Below are 23,708 nucleotides of genomic sequence, written 5' to 3' on the forward strand. Positions count from 1 at the left end.
CGAAATAAATTCGAAACCTTTTAATTAAGATCTGACCAAATTTACACTAACCACAAAGAGTATCTACTCGATGTGCGTGGCATTGCATTTTGAATACTCTCGTGCATTCGCACGCAGGGAGGAGGCTAAATGGAACATATTGTATTTGGCATTGGAATTACTGCATTGACAGGAGCTCTTGCCACTGTAGCCGGCGCTGCGGAAGATACTGAATCCAACATCGGGTCCCAGGGTGACCCGAACTCACAGGTTCAGCTCGCACCGCAGATGGGATTCCTTCACCGTATCTTCAACAAGGCGGTAGCAGGAGAACCCCCGGCATACGGCTTATGGTGTGCGCTGGGCGCAGGTCTCGCATGGGCTTTTATGGCAATGCAGATCAACGCGGTCCTGGCAATCGTCCTTGGCTGTATCATCGCAGTCTTTGTGCAGGGCGTCTATGCAACAACCGCATACGTGGGCAGAACAGCAAGTCTGTCCAAGTTCGGGCAGCCGGTCTACGTGGACATCCTTAAGTCCATGACGACGGTTACCATGGCACATGCCTTTATCGCGATTTTCTGTACTGTAACACTCTGTTACCTGATCAACGTAGCACTGGGACACCCGTTCCCGCTACCGCTGCTCGGCCTGATATGGGGTATTGCACTCGGTGCAGCAGGATCCGCAACAGGCAACCCGTACTACGGAAAAGAACGCCAGTACCAGAACCAGAAGTTCGGTGCAGGTGTCCCTATCTCCGCATCGGGTAACATCGTCCGCTACGCAGAAGCTGGCGAGAGGAACTCAATCGACAACGGTTGGTTCACCGCAAAGATCGGCGGCTCGGCATCAGGTATCTGTTTCGGACTGATTGTATTCCTCGAACTCTGGCGTACCGTTCTCTTCGAGAAGGTTTCCGCCGGCTGGGGTGCAATCATCGTCGGCATACTCATGATCCTCATCTTCACGGTCATTGACCGCTACATTGAGGTCTGGGCACGCAAGAACTACGGACCCTACACGGTCGCCAAGGAGGCAGACGCATGAGCGCAGTTGCAGCAAAACCCCAGGCGGGAGGCGCAATCAACCCAACCGCAATGGGAGTCGGTATTGTCCTGCTCCTGATTCTCCTGGCCCTTGCATGGTACATCTCACCCGGCGTAGGCTTCATGGCCCTCATCGGTATCGTCATCGGCGGTATCCTGATCGGCTTCGGCACCCACTTCGTACCGGTCGGCGGTGCTCCCGCAGCAATGGGACAGGCTCCCGGTATCGCAACAGGTGTTGCAATGCTCGCAGCTGGTGCAGGTCTTGCAGGTCTCTTCGGAGGCGCATGGGCCGCAGCAGCAGGACAGGACTTAATTGTCGTAGTCGTTTCCGGCGGTATCGGCGGCGGACTGATGATGGCAATTACCTGTATGATGGTGAACTTCGTCTATGTCTTTGGCATGGGTATTCCCGCAGCATCCGGTAAGGTCGCAAAAGACCCGATCACCGGAGACACGCAGGCAGAATACAAATCCCAGGGTACTGAGGGTCACGGCCTTCCCTTCGTCTCATTCGTTGGTGGCGTGATTGGCGGTATTCTCGGCGGTGCCGGCGGTACGCTCATCTATGTCGAGCTGCTCAACCTTTACCAGGCTACGCTCCCGGCAGTCATGCAGATCACCGCTGCACAGGTCATGCCAATCGCAGTATCCGTTGCAGGTATGTTCGCTGTCGGTCTCTTCCTCGTGAATGCAGTGCTTACCGCATACAACATCACGGGAACCATCGAAGGACCCCACGACCCGAAGTTCAAGCGCTGGCCACGGTCAATCGTAGCATCCGCAGTCGCATCAGCCCTCTGCGGTCTTGTGGCGATCCTGATCGTCGTACTATGAGGTGTAAAAGATGTCAGTAAAAGTTGAAGTAATAGAAGGAGGCGTTCCGCACCAGAAAATCATGATCGCGGGCCTCGTCAGCACCCTCGTGTGCCTCTACCTGACGTACCTCAATGTACTCACCAACACCGAGATGTTCTCATTCTTCGGTGGACTCGCGGTGATCGCTGCATTGATCTGGGGTAGCCACACCATCAAGGTGCTCTGCAGCTACGGTATCGGAACAGGTGTCCCGTCCGCAGGTATGATTGCATTCGGCTCCGGTGTCATGGCCATGCTGCTTGCAACCAAGTTCGGCGTCATTGCCGGCATACCGGCAGCCCCCATCGTAGCAACGATTCTTGCAGCAGTCATCGGTTTCATCCTCGGGTATGTCTCCAACAACATCCTGAACATGAAGATCCCGGCAATGGTCCAGGCTCTCACCGAGATGTCAATCGTAGGCGCACTCACCCTTATGGGATTTTCCGCACTCATCACCGGCGGGTTTACCTTCGCCGGCCTGACTACGAGCAAAATCACCGTTATGGGCATGACGCTCCTGACCCACCAGAACTCGTTCCTCGGTGGATGCCTGATCGCTGTAGCATTCCTGCTCGGTGCAATCGCTATCCAGCACCCGTTCAACGCAACCCTTGGACCCGGCTGGAAGCAGGACCGCATGCTCATGCTCACTGCAGAGTGCGGTTTCCTCTCGATGCTCGCTGCAGCAATCATGTCCTTTGCCTTCATCAGCATTGGTTCAGCAGTCATCGCCCTCGTCATCGCCGTCATCGGCTGGCTCTACACGTACCAGCAGTACATGGTGCTCTCGAAGCGCGACGCAGCAGCATGGCTTGACTCAAAGCCGATTCCGGACGTGGAGGGACACTGATATGGCATACATTCAGGTACTCCCCGAGTTCGGCCTTGTAGCTGACCCGATGGTCGGTATCATCACATCGGCCGGAGAATCCCTCTCACCCGTCATCGAGAAGGTAGCAATCCTCGAAGCAACCAGCGACGACCTCGTCAACATGCTTTCAGGAGAAGGCAACCTGCTCGCATCGTTCCCCAACAGGGAGAACGGGCTTGCAATCGGTGGCAGTATCAACTCGTTCTGGTACGGGATTATTGTCGGACTACTCATTGCAGGAGTCATTGCATTCCAGCTGATCAAGGTGGGCTAACATGGCAGACAAGAAATCACCAGCAAGTGGATGGCCACTCGTCAAGGGAGACTTCCATTCAGGTGACGCAAACAGCCCCGTTGCTGTTGTCACCATGGGTTCACACCTCGACGAACAGGGCGTCTGCGATGCAGGCGCGGCTCTCTGCGGTTCCTGTAAGACCGAGAACCTCGGTCTTGAGAAGGTTATCGCCAACGTCATTGCCAACCCCAACATCAGGTTCGTCCTCCTCGTAGGTACTGAAGTGAAAGGACACCTCTCAGGACAGACTCTTTCAGCGCTCCACAAGAGCGGTATCAAAGAAGGAAGGGTCGTCGGCGCTGAGGGTGCTATTCCGTTCATCGAAAACCTCAACGATGCAGCTATCAAGCGCTTCCAGGAACAGGTTGAGATCGTCAACATCATGGAAAGCGAAGACATGGGCGCAATCAAGGCAAAGATCAACGAACTCAAAGCCCGCGACCCGGGCGCGTTCGCTGCCGATGCAATTGTCGTCGAAGTCAAGGAAGCTGCCGGTGGCGCAGAAGAAGCAACCGGTGAGGCACGCCCGCTGTCCGGTGAGATGGCTCTTATCACTGCCCGCATGAAAATCATCGAAAAGATGGTGACGGACATCGGGTACCGGGACAAATTTGCCGCCGGGGTCTATGCAGGTAAGATCGAAGGCCTGATGATCGGTCTGATCATCTCGTTCGCCCTGGTCGGATTCCTAATGATGGGGTGAAAAAGATGGCAGAAGACTCAAAATCAACAGGACCTATCAGGATGGTGGCAATCGACAACATGGTGGAGAACATCCGCTACAAGTCACAGATCCTGGCAAGGACCAACAAGATTGAATCGGCAGTTACTGCAACAGGATTAGTCGGCTTTATGGCCGGGCTGCTCATTGCTCTGATCCTGATCGTGCTGCCCGCATTACTTATGAGGGGGTGAACAGGATGGCAGACAAGAAATCACCAGCAAGTGGATGGCCACTCGTCAAGGGGGACTTCCATTCAGGTGACGCAAACAGCCCCGTTGCTGTTGTCACCATGGGTTCACACCTCGACGAACAGGGCGTCTGCGATGCAGGCGCGGCTCTCTGCGGTTCCTGTAAGACCGAGAACCTCGGTCTTGAGAAGGTTATCGCCAACGTCATTGCCAACCCCAACATCAGGTTCGTCCTCCTCGTAGGTACTGAAGTGAAAGGACACCTCTCAGGACAGACTCTTTCAGCGCTCCACAAGAGCGGTATCAAAGAAGGAAGGGTCGTCGGCGCTGAGGGTGCTATTCCGTTCATCGAAAACCTCAACGATGCAGCTATCAAGCGCTTCCAGGAACAGGTTGAGATCGTCAACATCATGGAAAGCGAAGACATGGGCGCAATCAAGGCAAAGATCAACGAACTCAAAGCCCGCGACCCGGGCGCGTTCGCTGCCGATGCAATTGTCGTCGAAGTCAAGGAAGCTGCCGGCGGACAGGAAGTTGGCGCTGCAAGTGCAAACCCACAGTTCCTCGAGATCGAGAAGAGACTCGACAAGATCGAGAAGAAGATCGAGTTCGTGGATGCGGAGATTGCACAGCGTGTTGGACGAAAAATCGGGCGGGATATCGGTATTCTGTACGGCCTCGTAGCAGGTATAACCGTATTTGTGATGCTGCTCTTCCTTCTCCAGAAATTAATGACACAGGTATAACGGAGGTGTAATAGAATATGTTCAGATTCGAAAAAGAACAGAGTGTCTGGGACTTCAACGGCACCAAAATCGGAGGCCAGCCCGGCGAGTACCCGACTGTCCTTGGTGCATCTATCTTCTACAACAAGCACGAGTGCGTGCTTGATGACCACAAGGGCACGATCGACAAGGCAAAGGCAGAAGCACTTTGGAACCGCTGTCAGGTCCTTTCGGACTTGACCGGTGTTCCGCACTTCATCCAGATCATTGCGGAATACGGAGAGGCATTCGAGAGCTACTTCACCTGGTTCGACTCGATCGACAACAAGACCGCGTTCCTTATGGACTCCTCGGCACCCAAGGCACTTGCACACGCCTGCAAGTATGTGACCGAAGTAGGTCTTGCAAACCGTGCGATCTACAACTCGATCAACGGTTCGATCCCGCCCGAGAACATCGAGGCACTCAAGAACAGCGACGTCGACGCAGCAATCGTTCTCGCATTCAACCCCGGTGACCCGTCCGTTGCCGGCCGCGAGAAAGTGCTCACCGAAGGTGGCGTTGCAGGTCAGGCAAAGGGTATGCTCGCTATCGCAGAGGAATGCGGTATCAAGCGTCCGATCCTCGACACTGCAGCAACCCCGCTCGGCCTCGGCAGCGGTGGCTCGTACCGTGAGATCCTTGCCTGCAAGGCAATCCACGGCTACCCGACCGGTGGTGCATACCACAACATGACCGTTTCCTGGACCTGGCTCAAGCGCTGGAAGGGTTCCAAGAAGACCCCCTCCGTACTCGAAGCAGGATACGCAGGCAACGATGTGCTCCTCAAGCAGATGTCCCACCACTACCTCGGCGGTATGGAAGGCATCAAGCAGGCAGCATGGTCAGCACCCGATATCGGCTGCAACATGATTGCATCCACCCTCGGTGCAGACCTCATCATGTACGGACCTATCGAGAACGTTGAAGCAATGATCACGTCACAGGCCTACACGGACATCACCGTCCTTGAGGCAACCCGTCAGCTCGGGATCGAGTGCAAATCAGAAAGCCACCCAATCTTTAAATTAATCTAATTTTTTTTATTTGTCGGGAACCAACCGACCATTTTCCAGAACAACAGGTGTATCTTAAGAGATTTTCTGGCAGTTCGCCAATCGGCGCCAAGCGTTTCATTCCCTGCAGGTTCTGGTGGAAAAAAGGGATCTAGGGCGTCCAAAAAGGACAGAGGAAACCTGCAATCGCGGTTATATTCTCCCGGGACTTCCGGGGAGATTGACAATCTTGATACATTCGTCGGCTTCCCTGGACCGGCCAAGGTTGCGGAGCGCAATCGCCTTGTTGTACCAGACAAATGAATTGACAGAGTTGAGGCCGAGGGCTTTATCGAAAACGGTGAGCGCTTCTTCGTTTCTCCCGAGTTCCCGCAGGGCAATACCTTTTGAGGTCATTGCCCGGATATTCTTTGGGCTGGCTTCCAGGATCGCATCAAAGCAGGCGATAGCCTCTTCATACCGTCCGAGCTCGTTTAAGGAATATCCCTTGTTGGCAAGAGCGAAGGTATAATCGGGATCAATCTTCAGGGCGTGTTCGAAACAGAGGATCGCATCCTCGTGCCGGTGGATCTTCCGCAGGGTATAGCCCTTCTCGAACCAGACCGTGATGAGGTTGGGGTTGATCACAATTGCCTTGTCATACGTTGCAAGGGCATCCTCGTGCCGCCCGAGATAATAGTAACTTTTGCCTTTGTTCTCAAGCGCGGTCGTATTGTTCCCGTTCATCTCAAGAACCGTATCGTACAGGGCTATAGCGTCGTCATAGCGCCCGACTTTCATCTGGTGATGAGCCTTATCCAGTAATGCAGGTACGTCCATACCACTCATATATCCATATACACGGGGTATGATAATACCTTCCTGTTTAAAAAGAGAGGACAGTTTTTCAGGGATTTTTCCGTCGGCCTGCCATCACGGCGAGGGAACCCGCTGCAAGGGCGATGATGATCAGGAACGGGGCCGGCCCGCTCTTCTGAGTCGGGGTAGGTGTCGGCGTAGTTGGTTCGGGGGAGGGAGCAGTGGTAATAACCGGACTTGGGGTGGCAGTGGTGGTAACAACCGTTGTCGGTAACGCCGTTGAGATATGCATCTCGGGGTTCATTGTATACGTTCCCGGACTGGAACTTGCCCCGTTCCGCGGTCCCGGGTCCTTGAGGTAGACCGTGAGCTCCTTGTACGACCCGAGACCTGAGTAATCCACCGGTGTCGGGCTCACGTAAACCTTGTACGTTCCCGGGTTGATCTGGTTCCGTATCCGGTCGGTGTTCCATTTCATGGACCAGGTCTGATCGTCCGCCACACCCACAATGGTGAATTGACCCTGGTCTGCCCGTAAGGTGGTGTCGGTAAGGGTCACGCCGTTGGCCGGGAGACCGGGGCCCGTCATGAACAGGTAAACCTGGCTGCTGGTATACGCTACCCCATGAAGGGCGATGGTATCACCCAGGTCACATTCGAAATAATCCTGATCCGGCAGGGCGGATACCGGGCCGGCAAGTATACCTATGAGCAGGGCACCTGCCAGGAGCAGACGGCACAGGGGCATGGAAGGGAACCGGGAAATTTTTATTGAAAACGTCATTGATAACAGAATAAACCGCGGGCGGGTTTATAGATTTGTACGCCAGCCGGCAACCGGTCCCGCCGGGTGGAACTGCATCCGCGGAAAAACGATCAAGAGATAAGAGAAAAGGAGCGAGAAGAGAGGGAGGGGAGAGCCGTTCAGTAGAGCCGGTAGATGAAATACCCGTCCTGGTAATATTCCATCTGGTCAAAATCCGCGAGGAGATTCTTCCGGTTTCCGCAGGAGAGCATCTTCTCTTTGAGCGGGTCCATCCCGGACGTGTTGTAGATGAGCGTCTTGAGCTCGTCATTCACCCGCCGGATCTCCCGTGTCTTCATGTTGCCCAGGACATCGGCGGGATACGCATCGATGTCGAAATAGGCAAACAGCGTCTCAAGGCAGATCAGCCAGAGTTTTTCCTGAACCGCATGCCCTGCGGCAATGGTGGCTTCGCTGTCAGTGAGCACGAGGTAGGCTTCGTCATTCCCGTGAAAAAATGCCTTGAAGGTGTAGAGCGTACCGCTGGATTCCCGGAGGGACTCTTTCTGGATACCAAGGAACTTTGCGAGTGCTGCCTGTTTTAGCTGTATGACCGGATCAGGATAATTCTGCATCTGGTGGCCCTCCCGACACCGCAGGTATGACGATGGAATCGTATGGTTATAATCAAGCATGGATGTATAAGATTATAAGATCGCGCGTTTTTCCGTACATTTCCGGATATTTCTGTATCGGAGTCGGGGGATACATTCCGGTGCGAGATGGACCTGCGAAAAAAGAAATGAGGTGGGGGTCACCCGAGGTAGAGGGGTTCGAATCCCTGTTTGAATACCTTGCCGAACTGTACACGGATCTTGGGATCCAGGGCACAGACCGGGCAGGTATAATCTTCCTTAAGATCCTCGAATTTCGTGCCGGGTTTGATCCCCCGGTGTGGCTCGCCCCGCATCTCGTCGTATACATAATTGCACATCGAGCAGAGGTACCTCGTCGGGCGCCACTCTTCAAAGCCCCACTTGCCGATCCTGCCCTTGCCCTGCTGACCGCAGACCGGGCAGACATAACTCTCGGGAAGGTCGTCAAATTCCGTACCGGCAGGGATGCCGTTGTGCGGTTCGCCCCGGAGGGGGGAGTAGATGTACCCGCAGAGCTTGCACCTGTATCTTATCGGGGTATGGGATGCCTTTTTTGCGGCCGTCTTTTTCACGGGGGCTTTTACCGGTTTCTTTACGGTTTTATTTACCGGCGCTTTGACGGCATTCTTTGCCGGGCCGGTTGAGGCCTTTTTCGGGATAGCGGCTTTCTTCTTTGCAGTCGGAGCGGTTCCTGCGTTTGCAGCAGATGGTTTTGCAGTCTTCGTTGCCGCACCCGTTTTTCTGGTTGCTACGGTTTTTGCCATAATTTCACGATCCTGCCGGATACCCCGGACAGGATCCGGAGGAGAATCCGCTGATAGGTGAACATGGAGGATACAGGATAATATATATTGTGGATATTGCAATTCCTCTTCACCCGCACCATGAAGAAAAACGAGCAGACACGGGGATTTACCCGGAACTCTGTCTGGGGGGACCGGCCATGGGAGAGACAGGGACATACAAACGATCGCTGGGGCTCACGGAGCTGGTCAGCCTTGGCGTTGGCGGAACGATCGGCTCGGGCATCTTTGTCGTTCCCGGCATAGCAGCAAAGCTGAGCGGGCCGGCCTCCCTGCTAGTATGGGCGGCAGTCGCCATCTCCGCTTCGTGCGTAGTCCTGTCCCTTGCGTTCGTGGCATTCCGGTTCACCGGCTCGGGCAGCTTTTATGCTCTCTTCGAATCGGTCTTCGGGACAAAGGCCGCATTTATGCTTCTTTTCCTGTACCTGGTCTCATCGGTCTTCGGGATTGCGACAATAGCGGCCGGTATCGGCCAGTATCTGGGATACTTCGGGATCTCCCGGGTAATATTGATCGAGGCCGGTATCATCGCGGGTTTCTGCTGGCTGAACATCCGGGGTATCGCGTTGTCGGGAAAGACGGAAGATCTCTTAACCGTCCTTAAAATCGCCCCGCTCGTCCTCATCGCACTCCTGCTCCTGCCGTTTGTCCGGGTAGAGAATTTCGTTCCGTCAACCCCGGTCACCTCAGCGGGTATCCTTGCAACGGTTATCATCGTTTACTGGCCGTTTACGGGATTTGAGATCAGTGCGATCCCGGTCGCCGAGACAAAAGATCCCGCCCTGATCCGACGATCCCTGCTCCTCGTCATGTTGATCGTGGTCTCACTCTACCTGGTTCTCAACCTGTCGCTCATCGGAAGCATGGGGTCAGACGCCATCGCGGCGTCTCCCGCCCCGATTGCAACGGCAGCGGGACTCATCCTCCCGTATTCGGGAACCATTGTCGCGTTCATCGGGATCGTAGCGATGCTCTCAGCGATCAACGCCTACGTCATCGCCACGTCACGGGTGATCCAGTCCCTCTCAACCCGGTTCCGGATTCCCCGGCTGGGAGACCTGACACCGCAGGGAACCCCTGCCTATGCCCTTGTCGCAGGGTGCGGAATCAGTGCTGCACTCCTGCTTTTCACCAACCATTTCGACGAACTCGCGATAATCTCCGTCATAACGATCCTGATACCATACACGTTCTTCTGCATTGCTGCATGGATCCTGGTGCGGGATACCAGATCCCGTATCGTGTCGGGGGCAGGGGCAATCTCGACGGCAGCAATTCTCCTCCTCTGGTTCGTTATCCACTGACAATATTGCCGGCCGATCCCTGACAGACCTGTATTATTATCCGCAATCAGAGCGCAATCTGATATCAGAATATGCAGGACCTCATTCCCGGAATTATCTACGCTTTCTCTGCCCTGTTCATCATCCTTGACCCGCTCCTGTCCGTACCAATCTTTGCGGCCATGACCAAGGGGCAGACCTCGGCAGAGATCCACAAGCAGGCTTTCATTGCCGTTGCTGTTGCCGGCGGGCTGATGTACATCTTCCTTATCTTCAATACAACCATCTTCAATATTCTCGGACTGAAGATGCCAGCGTTCCAGATAGCAGGCGGGTTCCTTCTCTTTCTCCTCGGGATCCAGGAGGCGCTCGGGATCGAGATCGGCCACGTCAAGGATCACGTCAAATCTGCAGCCGGTGTAGTTATTGGCACACCCCTCCTCTGCGGTCCGGGCACGATCACAACCGTGATGCTCCTCTCAAAGGATTACGGGCTTCTCATCCCGTTCATCGCGATCACGCTTGCCCTGCTTGCCACTTGGCTTGTCCTCTATTTCGCCGACACCATCCAGCGTGTTCTCGGGGCAGTTGTCACCGATATCATGGGAAAAGTGTTAGGAATGCTGGTTGCGGCAATCGCAGTCCAAATCATAGCATCTGGAGTTCTCGCGTATATCAAAATAATGTGAAGGAATGCCTGCATCGGCGCACTTTTTTTAATATTACCTATTCACAAAAATGGGCAATGGATCCCAACGGACGCAGCTGCAGGATTCCGGAAAACGCATATCAGGAATCCAGCTTCATGGAGAAAACTTCAACCATGTGATCGGGATGGTAACGCATCTTGGCTTCACGGAGACCAGGCACTCCAAGGTCGCTCTCGCGGTTGATGAACGTGAACCGGTCAGCGAGTCGTGATGCCGTCTCTGCATTGATGGCCTTGTAAATCCCATCACAATCCGGCAGGCCTTTCTCAAAATGGACGAGCGCAGTGTCCGCATTAAGGGGCTCGAAGAGGGACATGGCACCGATCTTGGAAAAAACGCGGATAACCAGGCCCCGCAGGGGAAGTTCATCGAGATGGTCGATAGCAAAGAATACCGCTTCCTTCTCGTGCGCAAGTACCGGGTCGCCACTCTCGCAGCCTTTCCATTCGCACCATTCAATGAGGAAACGCTTCACCTCTTCCCAGTTCTCCCGGGTCACCGGCTCAACCACATGGGCGCAGTTCTTCCGGAACTTATTGACCTGGCGGCGTATGGTTAAGTAATTTTTCCCGGGGAGTTCAGAGAGATCGGCTGAGCGGTACACGTACTCGTAATGGTCCCGGTCAGGAACGAGGTTGATGCCGGGACAGACCTCCCGCATCCAGAGAGCAGTGTCCGGATCGATGAGCACGATGGGTTCATTGTCGCTGACATCCGAGGCAAGCCGGATCAAGGACCGGAGAAGGGTCGGATTCCGGGGCCCGATGGGGGCCCGGAACCGGGTTACCCCGTCGATCGTGCTGGCGAGGATAACGTTCTTTTCCACAAGGGCATACGTGTACCGGGCAAAGTGGTTCCAGCAGACCATGTTCGTGAAGGTATTGTCGCTGTGTCTCTGGGGATACCTTGCATAATGCTGTTCGAAAAATGCCCGGTCCGCAAGGGTTACCGGCTTGAAATCATCCTGGCGAAGCATCACAAATCACCCAGCAACAGGAGCGGGACAGACCCCTCCATCCGGTGAAACCCGAAAGGGGTGTAGAATTGCTCTGTACCGGGTTCAGCAATAAGAGCAATCCATACTACCCCTGACTCCCGGCATTTCTCCACGAGTGCCGCAACGAGCTGTGCCCCAATCCCGAGCTTCCGGAACTGCGGGAGCACAACAAGATCCTGGATATAACCGTCCGAAACCCCGTCCGAGAGCACCCGTCCCATACCTACTGCCCGGCCGCTTTTCCCATCAACAGCAACGGCAAAAATAAAACTCCCCCGGATCAGACGGGGCAGTTCCGCGGGATTGTACTCCTCTTTCCACCATCCCCCGGCACGGTAGAGATCCGCGATCTCCTCAACGTTCCAGGACTGCACACAATGGATTGCAATACTTCCCACAGCAGTCACTCCCCGCGTTTTCTGTATATTTCACAAGATAAGCGGTTACTGGAGAATAGATAGTGCTGAACGGATACAAAAAACTGACGGATAGAACAAACCGACTGGAACTGCTTTTCAGGATTTGAGCTGGGCTATTGCGGAATCAACGATCGAACCCAGGCCTTCCACGCCCCAGTGCCCGGAATTGAGGACCATATGATATGCAGTAAGGTCGTTGATGTCGATATCATAATAGGACCGGTATCGCCCGGCCTCACACTGCTCGCGTTCGAGCGTAAGCTGCATTGCCGTGGTCTCATCGACCACCTGATCGCGGAATACAATCCGCTTGATCCGGCAGTCTATGGGGGCAAACAGCCAGATCTTGAGATCGGCACCCGGAACCATCCAGCCGGAAAGCCGGCCTTCAACAATGATATTGTCCCGGGATTCGGCAATCTCTTTCTGTCGGGCATCGATCATCTTGTCATACGAGGAATCCTCCTCGGCAAGACGGCCGAACTCGGCCAGTTCCATGTTGTGTTCCTTTGCAAGCTGGCGGAAGACTTCGCCTGCCGAGATCATCTCAAACCCGTGGCGTTGTGCAATGTACCGTGAGAGTGAGGTTGTCCCGCTCCCGGGCAACCCGCTCACGGTAATTCGCATCAGACTCCCCCGATGTTTAAGGACTTCCGGATCACCTGGCTTAAGGTGATAGAACAGATCATGTACCAGAGGATCCATGCGGGAATAACCCAGATAACAGCATCATTCAGGGAATGGGTGCCGAGATACGGCATGGTGATCGTGGTATTGACCTCCTGGAGCCGGAAGAGGAGCCAGAAGAAGATAGGAACCGTAAGAACAAGGATATAGGCCATGGGCTTGAACTGCTGCTGGGACATCTCCAGCTGCTCCTTCATGACCCGGTCCCGCTTTGCTTCCAGTTTCTTGATGCGCTTCTCGTCTTGGGAAAGCTGGGCTTCACGGTACTCTTTCTGGAACTCCTTCATCCGTTCCTGGGACTCAGTCATCTTGTCATAATCAATGGTGTACTTCTGGATGATAGATGAGTACAAACCCGTGAACGCTGACAGGATGACGATAAGGATGAAGAACGGAATGCCGAACATGTCAACCGCAGGAGACAGGGCAGAATCTATGCCCTTGCCCACGCCAATCCTCAGCCATTCGATGCTGTACGAGAGCATCATCAGCATCATGAACCCGAGGGCTATGTACATCCCGTATTTATCCCAGATCTTTCCAAAATCCATCTGCTCACCTGAGTACGTCTGCTAGTTCCGACGATGAGCGTTCCAGCAGAAAGTCGGGGTTCATTATTATTTTTATTGTACATCCCGTCAGCATCGCGTAGGCGGCTGCGATCGACCGGTTGAACTGCTGGTGCTCACCAATCGAGCGCGAGCCTTCCTTGTCGCGGGTGCGGGTTTCGTCTGTGAGACGGCGCATGAGAATCTGGTCATCATCCGTTTCAACAAGGACAATAATATCCGGCATGAGCTCGCGGAGCACCCACTCGGGCAGCCCCGCAAGATAGCCTTTGGGTGTCTTTACAGAAGCATGGGTGTCGATTAAGACATTCCCTGAAATCTTGGCAATTTCCTGTGCAGCCCGCTGCTGAAGCCGTTTCTGAACGGTCCGATCAAGCGAGCGCATCTGGTCGCGGTTCTCGACAACATTGTCTTTTTTTGCAACCTCGAACATGAATGTGCCAAAATTAATGGACTGGTATTCGATACCCTCGCTTTTCAGTTTCTGTAATGCCTCGTTGACAACCGTGGTCTTGCCGACCCCGGGTACACCGGTTATGATGACCTTTTTTCCCACCATCCGCATCTCTCCTGTAGATCTACTCTTTGCCAAAGAATGTCCGCATGAACGGGTACATCTCCATGATCTGCTGGCTTGCGATCTCCTCGTAGAGACGATAGGTGATACTCACCGTTAAGAGCAGACCTGTTCCGCTCACGCCACCAATGACACCAAAGAGGTTTGCAATAACACTGAGCACACCAATGAAGACGCCACCGATAATCGTGACACGGGGGATATACCGGTCAAGGTACTTCTCCAGTACCTGCGGGTTTCTGCGGTAGCCAGGGATGGACATGCCAGACATCTGGATCTGACGGGCAACATCTTTCGAGTCAAGCCCGGCAGTTTTGATCCAGAAGAGCGCGAAGACCGCACCTCCGACCACCATGATTGTCATATTGATGCCCAGACGTAAAAGCACCTCCCATGGCGCATGGCCGAGATCTTTCATCCACCACATCCAGTCGGACGGGCCGTTGATGGGCGCCAGGTAATACATGATACCATTGACAGGTACTCCATTTTCAAATGTGCCAAAGATGGTGATATTCACGTTCGAAAGGAACATGCCCACCATCTGGATGTTGGCAAGAAGCACCATCACGAGGATCATCGGAAGAACGCTGGCATAGATGAGCTTGACCGGGAACCGTGCCCGGGCTCCGCGAATCTGCGCGTGAGCAAGGGGTATCTCGATACGGGTGGATTCAACGTACACGATCACAAGGAAGATGGCTATAGTAGTGATGAACGCAAGCATCTCCGTGCCGAAATACGTCATGTAATTTCCACCGTCAATACCTATCGCGATAAGACGGGGGAAGAAACCAACCGGATACTGGTCGGTGACTTTGGCCCAGTTGATGAACCCGCTGATCAGAGCCTGAGATATACCGGCAATGATGAAGAGACCAACCCCGGAACCGATACCCCACTTGGTCACGACTTCATCCATCATGACGACAAGCAGGCCGCCAAGACAGATCTGGAGGAATATGAGAATGGATACCGCAAACAGGTTGCCACCGAAGAACTGGCTGGCGATAACCGGATCGGGCGTCATGAAACCCCCGACAAGGTTCGGGGCTGCTTCGATAACGATCATCACGAGAATGAGGATCTTCTGCAGACCCATGTACATGACCTGCCCGCGCGTCTCGCTCGTGTCAATGTGAAGGATATCTGCACCCTTGAGGAGCTGGAGCACGATGGATGCCGTGACGATCGGCCCGATACCGAGGTGGACGATCGATCCACTTGCACCGGCAAGAAGGGCCCGCCATGCTGCAAACAGATCCTGATTTGCAGGAGCGAGACCAAACACCGTAATATTCGTCAGGACAAAATACAGAATAAGAATTCCTAACGTCCAGAGCAGTTTGTTTTTAAAATGGACGTGACCTTCAGGGCTCTTGACTGCGGGCATCGCAGCGAGCAGGGGTTCCATTCGATCCAGCAGGTTTCCCATTGTTTCACCAAAAATATACGGGGATGGCCGTCGTTAGACAACGAGTGCCTTGCCACCCATTTTCTCGATCTTTGCCTTCGCAATCTCAGAGAAGCTTGAGGCAAAGATGTTTATCTTTTTTGTGACTTTGCCGCTGCCAAGAACCTTCTCGATCCCCATATCGGCGACATTGATCTCAACTGCATCTCCTTCCTGCTTGGCAATTCCCTGGGCGATGAGCGACGGGATGATCTGGTCCAGTGCCCCGATATCGATGGCAATGACCTCAGTGCTGGTCTGGTTGCAGAATCCGTCCTTTCCAAAGACCCGGCCGCCGATTTCCTTGTACCACTTGACAAAGTGGTGGGCGTTGATACCCGCCCGTCCCCTGCCACCGCGGTTACCTGCACCACGGCGGTTCTTGTGGGTACCGCCACCGCATGTCCGCGATCCACGGTACTTTGAACGCTTGTTCGTTGGCATCTTTCCATCACCTCATCTTGTAGAGGAGAGTGTTAATCTCCGCTCCATAGTAGCCAAGTGCGCCGCCCTGGGGGAAGGTGCGCTTGGTGGTCTTGTATCCCTTGCGGGGCGGGTGAAGGCGAAGTACGGGTTTGAGGCCCGGAATATCGCGCAGTTTCGTCTCGCCACCTGCAAGTGCCGCTGCAAATTCTGCAATGCCTGCGAAGGTTGAGTTGGCCTTGATGTACTCATCGGTCAGCGGTGCATCGCCAATAACCCTGCCGCGGGTCTGCAGGAGGGTCTCAACGGTTGCTGCATCCACTTCTCCAAAGGCAACGTAATCCTTGACCTTGCGGATCATGCCGAGGTTCTCGGGTGAGTCCTGCACGAGCACACAGTGGTTGATGTGATGGAGGCGCAGCATCTTCAAGGTGTCCTTGATGTCCTGCCGGGTCTTGACAACCCCGCGGACCTGAACAACAGCGTACATTTACTGTGACCCCCCGGTCCGGATCATATTGGTCTCCTTGAGTGCATTGAACGTAGCCTTTGCAAAGTTTATGGTTGTGCGGGTCTGTCCGCGGGCAAAGGTCCAGGCATCCTTGATACCTGCCAGTTCGAGCACTTTCTTGCTGATGTCACCGGTGACAAGCCCGATACCCTGAGGGGCGGGCTTGAGGGTGACCTTGACGCTGCCGGCGGTACCGGTGACCTGCATCGGGATCGAGTGCGTTGCATCGCATCCGCATTCCCAGCTGCCACAGCCACGCCGTACCTTGACAAGGTTCATCTTTGCCTTGACAATCGCTTTCTTGATCGCATCGCCGACCTGGACATCCTTGCCCTGGCCAAACCCGATGTACCCGTTCCGGTTGCCGACAATAACGACGGCACGGAACTGGACACGGCGACCTGAGTCGGTCATCCGCTGCATCATCGCGATATCGAGGACTTCATCCTCCAGATCCGGAAGGAACGCATCGACAATCTCGGGTTCCTTGATCGGCCTGCCGCTCTCAAGGACCTGATCAATACTCTTGATCTCCCCTGATGCAACGAGTTTGCCAAGACCGGTGATTGGGCGCCATTCCTGCTTTTCGTATGCCATTTTACACCAGCTCCTTCTTTATGGCAGCTGCCACCTGTTCGACAACACTGACGATATCGCCGGCATTCTTGTTGTATGCCGCGATGTGTTCGCCCTTGATCCGCTCTTCCGAGGGAAGAATTGCCTCGCCGTAGGGGATATCGAGTCCTGCGTCAACAGCACCTTTCAATGCTGCAAAGACACGGGCTCCCGGGGTTGCCCGGTTGAGCCCGATATCCAGGATCGCGCTTTCCTGTTGGGCTTTCTTTGCCTTGACAGCAAAGAGCATGCCCGTGAGGTATGCCGCGGGAGTGTTGGATGTCGATCCCTTGTATCCATATTTCTCAAGCTCGGCAGAGTTTGCTGCAACGAGCGTCTGGTCGCCTTCCATATGTGCGGTGACGAGCTGGATGATGATGTGACGGTTGGTCTTCCGAACGACCATCCGCGGCACGTCAGAGACAACAAGCCGGGTCCGCTGGTAGTAATCGGTCTTGCCTTCCCTTCGTCTCCGGAAGGGGACAAAATACCGTGATCCTGTTGCCATGTTACTTCATCCTCCCCTGGAGGATCTCCATCTGCGCCTTCATGTGCGCGACGCTCCTGAACTGGCCGCCGGCCGCTTTCCGGTAAAGGATGCGGTACAGGTGCCGGTCAATGGTTGCGGCATCGCGGAGTTCAACGAGCACTTTCCTGATAGCGCGGATCTTCTGGACCCACGCGGTCTTGCTTGGGTTGCGGGCGCCTGCTGCACCCTTCCTCTTTCCGGGCCCTTTGCGGTGGCCGTAGGAGCGCTGGGCTATCCGTGCCCGTGCCCTTCCGCGGCTGACACCCTTCTTCTGGCGTGCCTTGATCGCTCCGTCCGTGATGAGACCCCTGAGGTCCTCGCGGGAGATTGCGTTCTCGATATCCGAGATGCGGGCCGGGTCAAACCAGACACGGTTGACACCGCATTTCAGAACGGCTGCAGCGATACGCTTCTGGCTGGCAACGTCACTCATTCTTCTTCACCCCTGATTTGGTGGTTTTGGCTTTGGGCTTGGCTGCAGCCTTTGGCTTTTCTTCAGCAGTCTTCTCTGCCTTGGGCTTGGCTTCGGTCTTCTTGGCCGGTACCTTCTTCTCAGCAGACTCTGCCTTGGGCTTGGCCTCGGTCTTCTTGGCCGGTACCTTCTTCTCAGCAGACTCTGCCTTGGGCTTGGCCTCGGTCTTCTTGGCCGGTACCTTCTTGGGGGCAGCGGATTTCGACGAGGTCTTAGCCTCTTCCTTTGCGGAAGATTTTGCCGGAGTGTTCGTTACTTTTGCCTTGACTGCGCGGGCGTTGAGCACTTTAAGTCCCTTTGCGAGTGCAGCTTCCTGGAGGGGGACACGCTTGCGGTCGCCAACAGTTGCGGCAATCCGGACTGCCTGCGTCTTGGGATCGAGTCCTTCGAGTTCCGTTACGGTTGCAACCATAACTTCGAAGAAACCGCTGGGGTGCATGCCACGCACCGCGATCGGGCTGCCGAATCCGGGCTTCGGGAGAGCTCCCTTTGCCTTTTTCTGTTCCCTCTGCTTGTTGTGCTGTCCGCGGGGTTTTCTCCAGGAATCGGAGAGCTGGCGTTTCTTGCCGAATCCGTCACGCTTGAAGCTTGCGCCCTTTTCAACGCGCACCCGGATCAGTCGCTTGACTTCTGTTGCCATTGTCTTCAGCCCCTCTGGACCATGTAGATACCATCCTGGAACACACGCGGGTCGCGGTTGCGGATGTGGGTCGCATGTTCAATGTTTGCTGCTGAGGTCCCGACCAGTTCGCGGTCGATACCGATCAGCACGACCTCGTCATTTGCCACTTTTGCCGTGACGCCTGCTTCGATACGTGCATACCGTGCCTTCTTCTCTCCAAGGAAGTTGGCGATCTCAAGCTTGTTTCCCTGGAGTTTGAGCTGGATGGGGAAATGGCTGTACACCACTTTCATCCGGTACTCGAACCCTTCGCTGACACCACGGAACATATTCTTCGTGTGCGCTTCAAGGGTCCCGACCATCGCGGTGATCTCTTTCCTCTTGGACTCGGTCGATATGATAACCTCGCCGTTGTCACAGGTTACCGTAACCTGAGGGAACCGCACATTGCGGGAGAGCTGCCCTTTTGGGCCGGTTACGCGAAGCTGCATGCCGTCAAGATGGGCTTTTACACCATCGGGGATCTTCACTGTTCGTATTGCTGACATCTTTGCACCTTCTTAGTAGACGTACCCGAGCAGTTCGCCGCCGATGCCCTCTTTCCTCGCCTGTTCGTGGGATACGACACCACGCGAGGTCGAAAGTATCAGGAGACCAAAATTCTTCCCGGGGAGGTACTGTTTCTCCCAGTATTCCATTTCATCCAGCTGGACTGAAAACCGCGGGGAGATGGCACCGCAGCGGTTGATCTTTCCAGTCAGGTGGACCTTAAGCTGTCCACCCCTGCCGTCATCGATGAATTCGAAGCCGCCGATATACCCGGCGTCCTGCATAATGCGGAGCATCGCGCCGAGGAGTTTGCTTGCGGGTTCGATGATGCACACGGCCTTCCCGGTATCACCGGCATTTTTCAAGGCACACATTCCGTCTGCAATTGGATTTAATCGTGTCATTGTGCAACTCACTCCTCAGCTCATCTTCTTGAAGCCCATCTTCTGGGCCCATTCGCGGAAGCACTGCCTGCAGAACATGATGTGGTATCTGCGTACGAGCCCCTGTTTGCGCCCGCACATCTTGCATTCGTTCGCACCGCGACCGTAGATCTTCTTCCTTTCTCCTGCCATTAGCGCACCTCGACCTGGTACTTCTCCTTGAGAAATGCAATTGCATCAGTCTTGTTCACGCGCTGTTTATCGGGGAGCTTTTTCTGCTCCATTTTCCTGCGGGTGATCCGGATGCCTTTGCGCTCGAGGACGACGTTGACATCCATACCATAGATACCGATCTGCGGGTCGTAGGACATTCCGGGGAAATCCGTGTGCTCTTCGATACCGAACGCAAAGTTTCCGCTCTTGTCAAACTGGCTCTCAAAGATCGTTTTCTGGACGATCGTAAGAGCGGTTGCAATGAAATCGCGGGCAGTTTTGCCACGGAGAGTGACCTTGCAGCCGATGGGCATGCCTTTTCTGACGGAAAACGCAGGCTGCGTCTTCTTGGCAATGCTCCGGATCGGGGTCTGCTTGGTGATCGCCTTCATGATGTTCTCGGCTTTGACGAGTTTATCGCCGGCCTCGCCGACACCCATGTGGACGACAACCTTATCGATGTAGATATCTCGCATCGACGTCACTGTTCATGCCCCCATTTTGCAATTGCGGGTGTTTTCTTGCCAACCATGTAGATGTAGGGCGAGACCGTGTCGAACTTGGCGCCGTTTGCATCTTCAAGGAGGATCTTGTTGGGAACGCTGCCGGGCACCTTGATGATATCGAGGATCCGCGCAACCTTGCCGGAGTGCTTTCCTCCGATGATCATCGCCATGTTGCCGACCGCAAACGGGAAGTGATCAACGATCTTGAACCGGGTTTCCGGTTCGAGGGAAAGGACAATCGAGTCGCCGGACTTGTAGGTGTTGTCAGCGAGCAGGTTGGATCCATCCCGCATGTTGAGCTGGACCTTACCACCGGGGATGGTTGTCTTGTTCTTGATCTTGCAGAGGCGGGTCTTGGCTGCCTCGGCATCGATCTCGATCGAGACATGCCGGCCATCCTTGTCACGCAGAATGCGGTAGTATTTGTTGATCTTAGGAAGAGCGATGATATCGAAGATACCAACGCCCATCCGGGGATCGCGGCAGGCCTTTCCGTTGATGATGACATCTTTCTGGCGGAGGATCTGCTTGATCTCCTTCATGTTCCGTGCGATGTCCATGTGGTCACGGAGCCAGACGGCAATGGGCATGGCGTTTGCATTGTGCGGGCCCGGTGCCGTTTTGGTAATGAACTTCGTGGTCTTCTTTGCGATATGCCACGAGTCCGGGGCGTTTAAGCGCTTCAGATGATCTGACATTATTCAGTCTCCCCCAGTTTTGCCACGCGGCGCTTGTCTGCGAGATTCAGTTTGGTGATCTGCACATTCGATGCATCGATTGCACGGGGTACTTCAGTTCCATCAGCCTTGGTGGAAGATACACCGTGAACAACAATCTTTGAGTTCTTGGTGTCGACTGCGTCAACCAGTCCTTCACTTCCAACGAAATCCCCGCGGGTAACCTTGACAGTGTCGCCCTTGACAACACGCAGGGTCTTCTTCGGGTATTTTTCCTTCAGTGCCGCGGATAGCGGGGCATTGAGGTATTTTGTGCTGACATGGGACGGTGCAGTATAGCGTGCCTTTCTCTGTTTTCTTGGCTGTGAGCTTGCAATTCTTACCATACTGCACACCTCAGACAATGATCGTTGCCATGGAGCCGAGCTTGGGGAACCGCTCTGCCACTTCACGGGCTACCGGTCCCTTGATCTCAGTGCCCTTGGGCTCGTTCTTCTCATCCACAACAACAACCGCGTTGTCATCGAAAGATACCCGCATGCCGTTTGGCCTGCGCATCTCCTTCTTTGCGCGGATGACAACTGCGCGCACAAGTTTGCGGCGCATGTCAGGAGTTCCTTTCTGGACGCTGGCCGTGCAGAGATCGCCAAGGCCCAGTTTGGGCTGACGGCGTCTTACACCATGGTAGCCAAAGACCGAGATGATCTGTACGGTCCGTGCACCGGTATTATCGGCGCATGCAAGCCTCGTTCCCGTTGCAAGTGCTCTCGGCGTCTTGGACTGCTTTGCCTTCATGGCTGAAGCACCTCCACTACGACAAAGGTCGTGCTCTTGGAGAGCGGTCTGCATTCGGCGATCTTTACCATGTCACCAACTTTTGCCTGGATACAGGGGGAGTTGTGAGCATGGAGCTTGGAGCTTCGCTTCTCGTACCGCTTGTATTTACGGACATAGTGCATGTAATTCCGTTCCACTACGACCGTGCCCATCATGCGATCGCTCACGACTTTGCCGGTGATCACCTGGCCGCGCACCGGTAAAGTGCCGTGAAACGGACAGTTAACGTCCTTGCATTCCACGCTTGGAGCCTGGACGTTCAATCCAATGTTTTGTGCCATTATGTTATCCTCTTCTTTTCGTGCAGGTTGATCCTTCTTTCAGGAGCCAGAACCATAACGGAGCCATCTATCTCGACAAGTTCCCTGCTGGGCAGCAGGACCTGAAAGGTGCTGTGCATCTTGGGGATGCGTTTGACACCATGACTGGTCTCTACTGCAAGCAGGTTTTTCGTTTCATCGATGATAGTACCGGATAGTCCCCGGTGATGCGGGTTGGAAGCCCCTGAGACCAGAATGTCCAGCCCGATCAATTCGTGGCTTAAGACATTCTGGGAAGAGATCATGCAGTTCTCCTGCGGTTCTGCTCGGTCATCATGCGGGCAATGGTTCGCCGGAGTTCACCAATGTGGCCGGGATTCTCGGTGGCACCACCAGCGCTAACCTTACCGTAGTGCTGGACAAGTTCCATCCGGAGCTTTCCCATCTGTTCCTGCAGTTCAACATCGGAGAGCTGCTGGACATCCTTGGCCCTGAATATTGCCATTACTGTTCCTCCGCGAGTTCTTCATCGGGAAGCGCGGGCTCTTCGGAGTCAACGTCACCGATGGCGGTGACCGCTGCTTTCGAGGCGGGGCGCTTCTTTTCCTGTTCGATGATGGTGAAGTGGTCGGGCAATTTTGCGCCTGCAGGCACAAGCTTGACCTGAACGCCGATGACACCAAGTTTCTTGATCGCGACAGCATAGCCTTTCTCAACGATCGTGTTGCTCGGTTCACCGCAGTGCTTGATGTACCCTTCTGTGAACTTCTGGGTTCGGGCACGGGCACCGGTCAGTTTTCCTGCAATGACGACTTCGCACCCCAGTGCGCCTGAGTCCATGACACGGCGCAGGATGCTGCTTCCCGCCTTGCGGAAGTACCAGCCTCGCTCAAGGGCGTTTGCCAGCCGTTCCGCCATGATCTGGGCGTTGAAGCTGGGGTTGTTGACCTGCTGGACCTCGATCTGCGGGGATTCCACGCCATAGTTCTGGGCAAGGTCCTGGGTGAGCTGGTGAACCAGCTTGCCACCCTTACCGATCACAATACCGGGCTTTTCAGCAAAGATCGTGACCTGGGTTCCGAGAGGAGTCCTGGCGATATCCATACCACCGTAACCTGCGCGTTTGAGTTCCTTTGACAGGTACTTCTCAACGCGGGCCTTCCGAACGCCTTCAGCAATAAATTTTCTCTCAACTGCCATTACGCCACCTCGCGGACAATTATTTCGACATTCACGGATTCGCGGACTTTGGGGGTAGCTCTTCCCATTGCACGGGGGAAGAACGCCTTCTGGGCCCGGCCGCGGTTTGCCGACGCATGGATGATCTCGAGATTTTCAGCATCAAGACCGATATACTCGGCATTTTTCTTGACGGATTCGAGGATCCTGAGGTATTCCTTGGAGGCCTTGACGGGATACCGTCCTGCATCCCAGTTGCCGGGAAGACCGCGCTTGTGTGCAACATTGCGGTTGAAGCGCCGGAAGGGAATTGCCTTCTTGAGCTTGACCACTTCATTCAGGTACGCAATTGCATCGTTCACGCGCTGGTGCCGGATGAACGTGGCAATCTCGATTGAATGCTTGGGGGACACGTTCAGCTCGTTGGCTTTTGCTTTTGCAACCGTGTCGCCCTTATTTTTTTGTGAGTATTCAGTTCTTGCCATGGT

38 protein-coding genes are annotated in these 23,708 nt (G+C 54.7%); 10 read left to right on the forward strand and 28 right to left on the reverse strand.

Annotated elements, in window-relative coordinates; all coding sequences use genetic code 11:
- Positions 1-129: 129 nt before the first annotated feature.
- Genes mtrE through mtrH form a run of 8 tightly spaced genes read left to right on the forward strand, consistent with a single transcriptional unit; the run spans position 130 to position 5,768 of the window.
- A complete protein-coding gene (mtrE, locus tag WC598_RS14520; RefSeq protein WP_372962230.1) occupies positions 130-1,029 on the forward strand; it encodes a tetrahydromethanopterin S-methyltransferase subunit E in 900 nt (299 codons plus the stop codon).
- Complete coding sequence (mtrD, locus tag WC598_RS14525; RefSeq protein WP_372962231.1) at positions 1,026-1,865, forward strand: tetrahydromethanopterin S-methyltransferase subunit D; 840 nt, start codon at positions 1,026-1,028, stop codon at positions 1,863-1,865. Before mtrE ends, mtrD begins: the two co-directional genes overlap by 4 nt.
- Before the next feature lie 10 nt (positions 1,866-1,875).
- Positions 1,876-2,739, forward strand: a complete 864-nt coding sequence (mtrC, locus tag WC598_RS14530) for a tetrahydromethanopterin S-methyltransferase subunit MtrC (protein WP_372962232.1) — start codon at positions 1,876-1,878, stop codon at positions 2,737-2,739.
- Position 2,740: 1 nt separating this feature from the next.
- Positions 2,741-3,034, forward strand: a complete 294-nt coding sequence (gene mtrB, locus WC598_RS14535) for a tetrahydromethanopterin S-methyltransferase subunit MtrB (RefSeq protein WP_372962233.1) — start codon at positions 2,741-2,743, stop codon at positions 3,032-3,034.
- A gap of 1 nt (position 3,035) precedes the next feature.
- Positions 3,036-3,758: a tetrahydromethanopterin S-methyltransferase subunit A gene (gene mtrA / locus WC598_RS14540; RefSeq protein WP_372962234.1), complete on the forward strand. Its 723-nt coding sequence runs from the start codon at positions 3,036-3,038 to the stop codon at positions 3,756-3,758.
- Between the two features lie 5 nt (positions 3,759-3,763).
- Positions 3,764-3,970 carry a tetrahydromethanopterin S-methyltransferase subunit F gene (locus WC598_RS14545; protein ID WP_372962235.1) on the forward strand — a complete coding sequence of 69 codons (207 nt, stop codon included), beginning with the start codon at positions 3,764-3,766 and terminating at the stop codon, positions 3,968-3,970.
- A gap of 5 nt (positions 3,971-3,975) precedes the next feature.
- The gene (gene mtrA / locus WC598_RS14550; protein ID WP_372962236.1) at positions 3,976-4,713 is read left to right on the forward strand and encodes a tetrahydromethanopterin S-methyltransferase subunit A; all 738 of its coding nucleotides are present in this window, start codon (positions 3,976-3,978) and stop codon (positions 4,711-4,713) included.
- 17 nt (positions 4,714-4,730) lie between these two features.
- Positions 4,731-5,768: a tetrahydromethanopterin S-methyltransferase subunit H gene (gene mtrH, locus WC598_RS14555; RefSeq protein WP_372962237.1), complete on the forward strand. Its 1,038-nt coding sequence runs from the start codon at positions 4,731-4,733 to the stop codon at positions 5,766-5,768.
- 171 nt (positions 5,769-5,939) lie between these two features.
- Here mtrH and WC598_RS14560 read toward each other — a convergent pair whose 3' ends face one another.
- The 4 genes from WC598_RS14560 to WC598_RS14575 all read right to left on the reverse strand — a co-directional run bounded on the left by WC598_RS14560 (position 5,940) and on the right by WC598_RS14575 (position 8,710).
- On the reverse strand, positions 5,940-6,566 hold the full coding sequence (locus WC598_RS14560; protein WP_372962238.1) for a tetratricopeptide repeat protein: 627 nt from the start codon (positions 6,564-6,566) through the stop codon (positions 5,940-5,942).
- 67 nt (positions 6,567-6,633) lie between these two features.
- Positions 6,634-7,293, reverse strand: a complete 660-nt coding sequence (locus tag WC598_RS14565) for a hypothetical protein (RefSeq protein WP_372962239.1) — start codon at positions 7,291-7,293, stop codon at positions 6,634-6,636.
- A 176-nt stretch (positions 7,294-7,469) separates the two neighbouring features.
- On the reverse strand, positions 7,470-7,925 hold the full coding sequence (locus WC598_RS14570; RefSeq protein WP_372962240.1) for a hypothetical protein: 456 nt from the start codon (positions 7,923-7,925) through the stop codon (positions 7,470-7,472).
- A 179-nt stretch (positions 7,926-8,104) separates the two neighbouring features.
- Positions 8,105-8,710: a rubredoxin gene (locus WC598_RS14575; protein WP_372962241.1), complete on the reverse strand. Its 606-nt coding sequence runs from the start codon at positions 8,708-8,710 to the stop codon at positions 8,105-8,107.
- Between the two features lie 89 nt (positions 8,711-8,799).
- Between WC598_RS14575 and WC598_RS14580 the strand changes: the two genes are divergently transcribed.
- Positions 8,800-10,053, forward strand: a complete 1,254-nt coding sequence (locus WC598_RS14580) for an APC family permease (protein WP_372962242.1) — start codon at positions 8,800-8,802, stop codon at positions 10,051-10,053.
- 71 nt (positions 10,054-10,124) lie between these two features.
- On the forward strand, positions 10,125-10,721 hold the full coding sequence (locus WC598_RS14585) for a MarC family protein (protein WP_372962243.1): 597 nt from the start codon (positions 10,125-10,127) through the stop codon (positions 10,719-10,721).
- Between the two features lie 100 nt (positions 10,722-10,821).
- Here WC598_RS14585 and WC598_RS14590 read toward each other — a convergent pair whose 3' ends face one another.
- The 24 genes from WC598_RS14590 to WC598_RS14705 form a co-directional block, all read right to left on the reverse strand.
- The gene (locus WC598_RS14590) at positions 10,822-11,718 is read right to left on the reverse strand and encodes a DUF2156 domain-containing protein (protein WP_372962244.1); all 897 of its coding nucleotides are present in this window, start codon (positions 11,716-11,718) and stop codon (positions 10,822-10,824) included.
- A complete protein-coding gene (locus tag WC598_RS14595) occupies positions 11,718-12,137 on the reverse strand; it encodes a GNAT family N-acetyltransferase (RefSeq protein WP_372962245.1) in 420 nt (139 codons plus the stop codon). The genes WC598_RS14590 and WC598_RS14595 overlap by 1 nt, the downstream gene beginning before the upstream one ends.
- Positions 12,138-12,254: 117 nt before the next feature.
- Entirely contained in the window at positions 12,255-12,785 is a 531-nt protein-coding gene (gene cmk / locus WC598_RS14600) for a (d)CMP kinase (RefSeq protein WP_372962246.1), read from the reverse strand.
- Positions 12,785-13,396: a DUF106 domain-containing protein gene (locus tag WC598_RS14605; protein ID WP_372962247.1), complete on the reverse strand. Its 612-nt coding sequence runs from the start codon at positions 13,394-13,396 to the stop codon at positions 12,785-12,787. The genes cmk and WC598_RS14605 overlap by 1 nt, the downstream gene beginning before the upstream one ends.
- Positions 13,397-13,400: 4 nt before the next feature.
- Complete coding sequence (locus tag WC598_RS14610; protein ID WP_372962248.1) at positions 13,401-13,973, reverse strand: adenylate kinase; 573 nt, start codon at positions 13,971-13,973, stop codon at positions 13,401-13,403.
- Between the two features lie 19 nt (positions 13,974-13,992).
- Entirely contained in the window at positions 13,993-15,426 is a 1,434-nt protein-coding gene (gene secY / locus WC598_RS14615; RefSeq protein ID WP_372962249.1) for a preprotein translocase subunit SecY, read from the reverse strand.
- Positions 15,427-15,459: 33 nt separating this feature from the next.
- Entirely contained in the window at positions 15,460-15,888 is a 429-nt protein-coding gene (locus tag WC598_RS14620; protein WP_372962250.1) for an uL15 family ribosomal protein, read from the reverse strand.
- 7 nt (positions 15,889-15,895) lie between these two features.
- Complete coding sequence (locus WC598_RS14625; RefSeq protein ID WP_372962251.1) at positions 15,896-16,357, reverse strand: 50S ribosomal protein L30; 462 nt, start codon at positions 16,355-16,357, stop codon at positions 15,896-15,898.
- A complete protein-coding gene (locus tag WC598_RS14630) occupies positions 16,358-16,975 on the reverse strand; it encodes a 30S ribosomal protein S5 (RefSeq protein ID WP_372962252.1) in 618 nt (205 codons plus the stop codon).
- Between the two features lies 1 nt (position 16,976).
- A complete protein-coding gene (locus tag WC598_RS14635; RefSeq protein WP_372962253.1) occupies positions 16,977-17,501 on the reverse strand; it encodes a 50S ribosomal protein L18 in 525 nt (174 codons plus the stop codon).
- A gap of 1 nt (position 17,502) precedes the next feature.
- Entirely contained in the window at positions 17,503-17,955 is a 453-nt protein-coding gene (locus WC598_RS14640; RefSeq protein WP_372962254.1) for a 50S ribosomal protein L19e, read from the reverse strand.
- Complete coding sequence (locus tag WC598_RS14645; protein ID WP_372962255.1) at positions 17,948-18,634, reverse strand: 50S ribosomal protein L32e; 687 nt, start codon at positions 18,632-18,634, stop codon at positions 17,948-17,950. Before WC598_RS14645 ends, WC598_RS14640 begins: the two co-directional genes overlap by 8 nt.
- Before the next feature lie 5 nt (positions 18,635-18,639).
- On the reverse strand, positions 18,640-19,164 hold the full coding sequence (locus tag WC598_RS14650) for a 50S ribosomal protein L6 (RefSeq protein WP_372962256.1): 525 nt from the start codon (positions 19,162-19,164) through the stop codon (positions 18,640-18,642).
- 12 nt (positions 19,165-19,176) lie between these two features.
- Positions 19,177-19,569: a 30S ribosomal protein S8 gene (locus WC598_RS14655; RefSeq protein WP_372962257.1), complete on the reverse strand. Its 393-nt coding sequence runs from the start codon at positions 19,567-19,569 to the stop codon at positions 19,177-19,179.
- 15 nt (positions 19,570-19,584) lie between these two features.
- Positions 19,585-19,740 (reverse strand): 30S ribosomal protein S14, encoded by a 156-nt coding sequence (locus WC598_RS14660; RefSeq protein ID WP_292415985.1) that lies wholly within the window; start codon positions 19,738-19,740, stop codon positions 19,585-19,587.
- Positions 19,740-20,237, reverse strand: coding sequence for a 50S ribosomal protein L5 (locus WC598_RS14665; protein WP_372962258.1), 498 nt, complete (start codon positions 20,235-20,237; stop codon positions 19,740-19,742). Before WC598_RS14665 ends, WC598_RS14660 begins: the two co-directional genes overlap by 1 nt.
- Before the next feature lie 5 nt (positions 20,238-20,242).
- Positions 20,243-20,965, reverse strand: coding sequence for a 30S ribosomal protein S4e (locus WC598_RS14670; protein WP_372962259.1), 723 nt, complete (start codon positions 20,963-20,965; stop codon positions 20,243-20,245).
- A complete protein-coding gene (gene rplX, locus WC598_RS14675; protein WP_372962260.1) occupies positions 20,965-21,330 on the reverse strand; it encodes a 50S ribosomal protein L24 in 366 nt (121 codons plus the stop codon). Before rplX ends, WC598_RS14670 begins: the two co-directional genes overlap by 1 nt.
- A gap of 10 nt (positions 21,331-21,340) precedes the next feature.
- Positions 21,341-21,739 (reverse strand): 50S ribosomal protein L14, encoded by a 399-nt coding sequence (locus WC598_RS14680; protein WP_320162547.1) that lies wholly within the window; start codon positions 21,737-21,739, stop codon positions 21,341-21,343.
- Positions 21,736-22,062: a 30S ribosomal protein S17 gene (locus WC598_RS14685; RefSeq protein ID WP_372962261.1), complete on the reverse strand. Its 327-nt coding sequence runs from the start codon at positions 22,060-22,062 to the stop codon at positions 21,736-21,738. Before WC598_RS14685 ends, WC598_RS14680 begins: the two co-directional genes overlap by 4 nt.
- Positions 22,062-22,346, reverse strand: a complete 285-nt coding sequence (locus WC598_RS14690; protein WP_372962262.1) for a ribonuclease P protein component 1 — start codon at positions 22,344-22,346, stop codon at positions 22,062-22,064. The genes WC598_RS14685 and WC598_RS14690 overlap by 1 nt, the downstream gene beginning before the upstream one ends.
- On the reverse strand, positions 22,343-22,546 hold the full coding sequence (gene rpmC / locus WC598_RS14695) for a 50S ribosomal protein L29 (RefSeq protein WP_319376840.1): 204 nt from the start codon (positions 22,544-22,546) through the stop codon (positions 22,343-22,345). The genes WC598_RS14690 and rpmC overlap by 4 nt, the downstream gene beginning before the upstream one ends.
- Positions 22,546-23,241, reverse strand: coding sequence for a 30S ribosomal protein S3 (locus WC598_RS14700; RefSeq protein WP_372962263.1), 696 nt, complete (start codon positions 23,239-23,241; stop codon positions 22,546-22,548). Before WC598_RS14700 ends, rpmC begins: the two co-directional genes overlap by 1 nt.
- Positions 23,241-23,705, reverse strand: a complete 465-nt coding sequence (locus WC598_RS14705; protein WP_372962264.1) for a 50S ribosomal protein L22 — start codon at positions 23,703-23,705, stop codon at positions 23,241-23,243. The genes WC598_RS14700 and WC598_RS14705 overlap by 1 nt, the downstream gene beginning before the upstream one ends.
- Between the last annotated feature and the right edge of the window lie 3 nt (positions 23,706-23,708).

The sequence above is a fragment of the Methanoregula sp. genome (assembly GCF_041645475.1).
Taxonomy (GTDB): domain Archaea; phylum Halobacteriota; class Methanomicrobia; order Methanomicrobiales; family Methanospirillaceae; genus Methanoregula.

Bases quoted from the DNA above. Each gene is read 5' to 3' on its own strand.
- WC598_RS14660 (WP_292415985.1), bottom strand. From the start codon at position 19,740: ATGGCAGGAGAAAGGAAGAAGATCTACGGTCGCGGTGCGAACGAATGC.
- mtrA (WP_372962234.1), top strand. From the start codon at position 3,036: ATGGCAGACAAGAAATCACCAGCAAGTGGATGGCCACTCGTCAAGGGA.
- WC598_RS14705 (WP_372962264.1), bottom strand. From the start codon at position 23,705: ATGGCAAGAACTGAATACTCACAAAAAAATAAGGGCGACACGGTTGCA.
- WC598_RS14570 (WP_372962240.1), bottom strand. From the start codon at position 7,925: ATGCAGAATTATCCTGATCCGGTCATACAGCTAAAACAGGCAGCACTC.
- WC598_RS14620 (WP_372962250.1), bottom strand. From the start codon at position 15,888: ATGCCAACGAACAAGCGTTCAAAGTACCGTGGATCGCGGACATGCGGT.
- WC598_RS14670 (WP_372962259.1), bottom strand. From the start codon at position 20,965: ATGTCAGATCATCTGAAGCGCTTAAACGCCCCGGACTCGTGGCATATC.
- WC598_RS14610 (WP_372962248.1), bottom strand. From the start codon at position 13,973: ATGGTGGGAAAAAAGGTCATCATAACCGGTGTACCCGGGGTCGGCAAG.
- mtrE (WP_372962230.1), top strand. From the start codon at position 130: ATGGAACATATTGTATTTGGCATTGGAATTACTGCATTGACAGGAGCT.
- WC598_RS14565 (WP_372962239.1), bottom strand. From the start codon at position 7,293: ATGCCCCTGTGCCGTCTGCTCCTGGCAGGTGCCCTGCTCATAGGTATA.
- WC598_RS14630 (WP_372962252.1), bottom strand. From the start codon at position 16,975: ATGGCATACGAAAAGCAGGAATGGCGCCCAATCACCGGTCTTGGCAAA.
- WC598_RS14650 (WP_372962256.1), bottom strand. From the start codon at position 19,164: ATGTCAGCAATACGAACAGTGAAGATCCCCGATGGTGTAAAAGCCCAT.
- WC598_RS14640 (WP_372962254.1), bottom strand. From the start codon at position 17,955: ATGAGTGACGTTGCCAGCCAGAAGCGTATCGCTGCAGCCGTTCTGAAA.
- rpmC (WP_319376840.1), bottom strand. From the start codon at position 22,546: ATGGCAATATTCAGGGCCAAGGATGTCCAGCAGCTCTCCGATGTTGAA.
- WC598_RS14545 (WP_372962235.1), top strand. From the start codon at position 3,764: ATGGCAGAAGACTCAAAATCAACAGGACCTATCAGGATGGTGGCAATC.
- WC598_RS14645 (WP_372962255.1), bottom strand. From the start codon at position 18,634: ATGGCAACAGAAGTCAAGCGACTGATCCGGGTGCGCGTTGAAAAGGGC.
- secY (WP_372962249.1), bottom strand. From the start codon at position 15,426: ATGGGAAACCTGCTGGATCGAATGGAACCCCTGCTCGCTGCGATGCCC.
- mtrB (WP_372962233.1), top strand. From the start codon at position 2,741: ATGGCATACATTCAGGTACTCCCCGAGTTCGGCCTTGTAGCTGACCCG.
- WC598_RS14575 (WP_372962241.1), bottom strand. From the start codon at position 8,710: ATGGCAAAAACCGTAGCAACCAGAAAAACGGGTGCGGCAACGAAGACT.
- WC598_RS14700 (WP_372962263.1), bottom strand. From the start codon at position 23,241: ATGGCAGTTGAGAGAAAATTTATTGCTGAAGGCGTTCGGAAGGCCCGC.
- WC598_RS14655 (WP_372962257.1), bottom strand. From the start codon at position 19,569: ATGACACGATTAAATCCAATTGCAGACGGAATGTGTGCCTTGAAAAAT.
- WC598_RS14690 (WP_372962262.1), bottom strand. From the start codon at position 22,346: ATGATCTCTTCCCAGAATGTCTTAAGCCACGAATTGATCGGGCTGGAC.
- WC598_RS14625 (WP_372962251.1), bottom strand. From the start codon at position 16,357: ATGTACGCTGTTGTTCAGGTCCGCGGGGTTGTCAAGACCCGGCAGGAC.
- mtrH (WP_372962237.1), top strand. From the start codon at position 4,731: ATGTTCAGATTCGAAAAAGAACAGAGTGTCTGGGACTTCAACGGCACC.
- mtrD (WP_372962231.1), top strand. From the start codon at position 1,026: ATGAGCGCAGTTGCAGCAAAACCCCAGGCGGGAGGCGCAATCAACCCA.
- WC598_RS14685 (WP_372962261.1), bottom strand. From the start codon at position 22,062: ATGGCACAAAACATTGGATTGAACGTCCAGGCTCCAAGCGTGGAATGC.
- rplX (WP_372962260.1), bottom strand. From the start codon at position 21,330: ATGGTAAGAATTGCAAGCTCACAGCCAAGAAAACAGAGAAAGGCACGC.
- WC598_RS14590 (WP_372962244.1), bottom strand. From the start codon at position 11,718: ATGCTTCGCCAGGATGATTTCAAGCCGGTAACCCTTGCGGACCGGGCA.
- mtrC (WP_372962232.1), top strand. From the start codon at position 1,876: ATGTCAGTAAAAGTTGAAGTAATAGAAGGAGGCGTTCCGCACCAGAAA.
- cmk (WP_372962246.1), bottom strand. From the start codon at position 12,785: ATGCGAATTACCGTGAGCGGGTTGCCCGGGAGCGGGACAACCTCACTC.
- mtrA (WP_372962236.1), top strand. From the start codon at position 3,976: ATGGCAGACAAGAAATCACCAGCAAGTGGATGGCCACTCGTCAAGGGG.
- WC598_RS14680 (WP_320162547.1), bottom strand. From the start codon at position 21,739: ATGAAGGCAAAGCAGTCCAAGACGCCGAGAGCACTTGCAACGGGAACG.
- WC598_RS14560 (WP_372962238.1), bottom strand. From the start codon at position 6,566: ATGGACGTACCTGCATTACTGGATAAGGCTCATCACCAGATGAAAGTC.
- WC598_RS14605 (WP_372962247.1), bottom strand. From the start codon at position 13,396: ATGGATTTTGGAAAGATCTGGGATAAATACGGGATGTACATAGCCCTC.
- WC598_RS14585 (WP_372962243.1), top strand. From the start codon at position 10,125: ATGCAGGACCTCATTCCCGGAATTATCTACGCTTTCTCTGCCCTGTTC.
- WC598_RS14665 (WP_372962258.1), bottom strand. From the start codon at position 20,237: ATGCGAGATATCTACATCGATAAGGTTGTCGTCCACATGGGTGTCGGC.
- WC598_RS14635 (WP_372962253.1), bottom strand. From the start codon at position 17,501: ATGGCAACAGGATCACGGTATTTTGTCCCCTTCCGGAGACGAAGGGAA.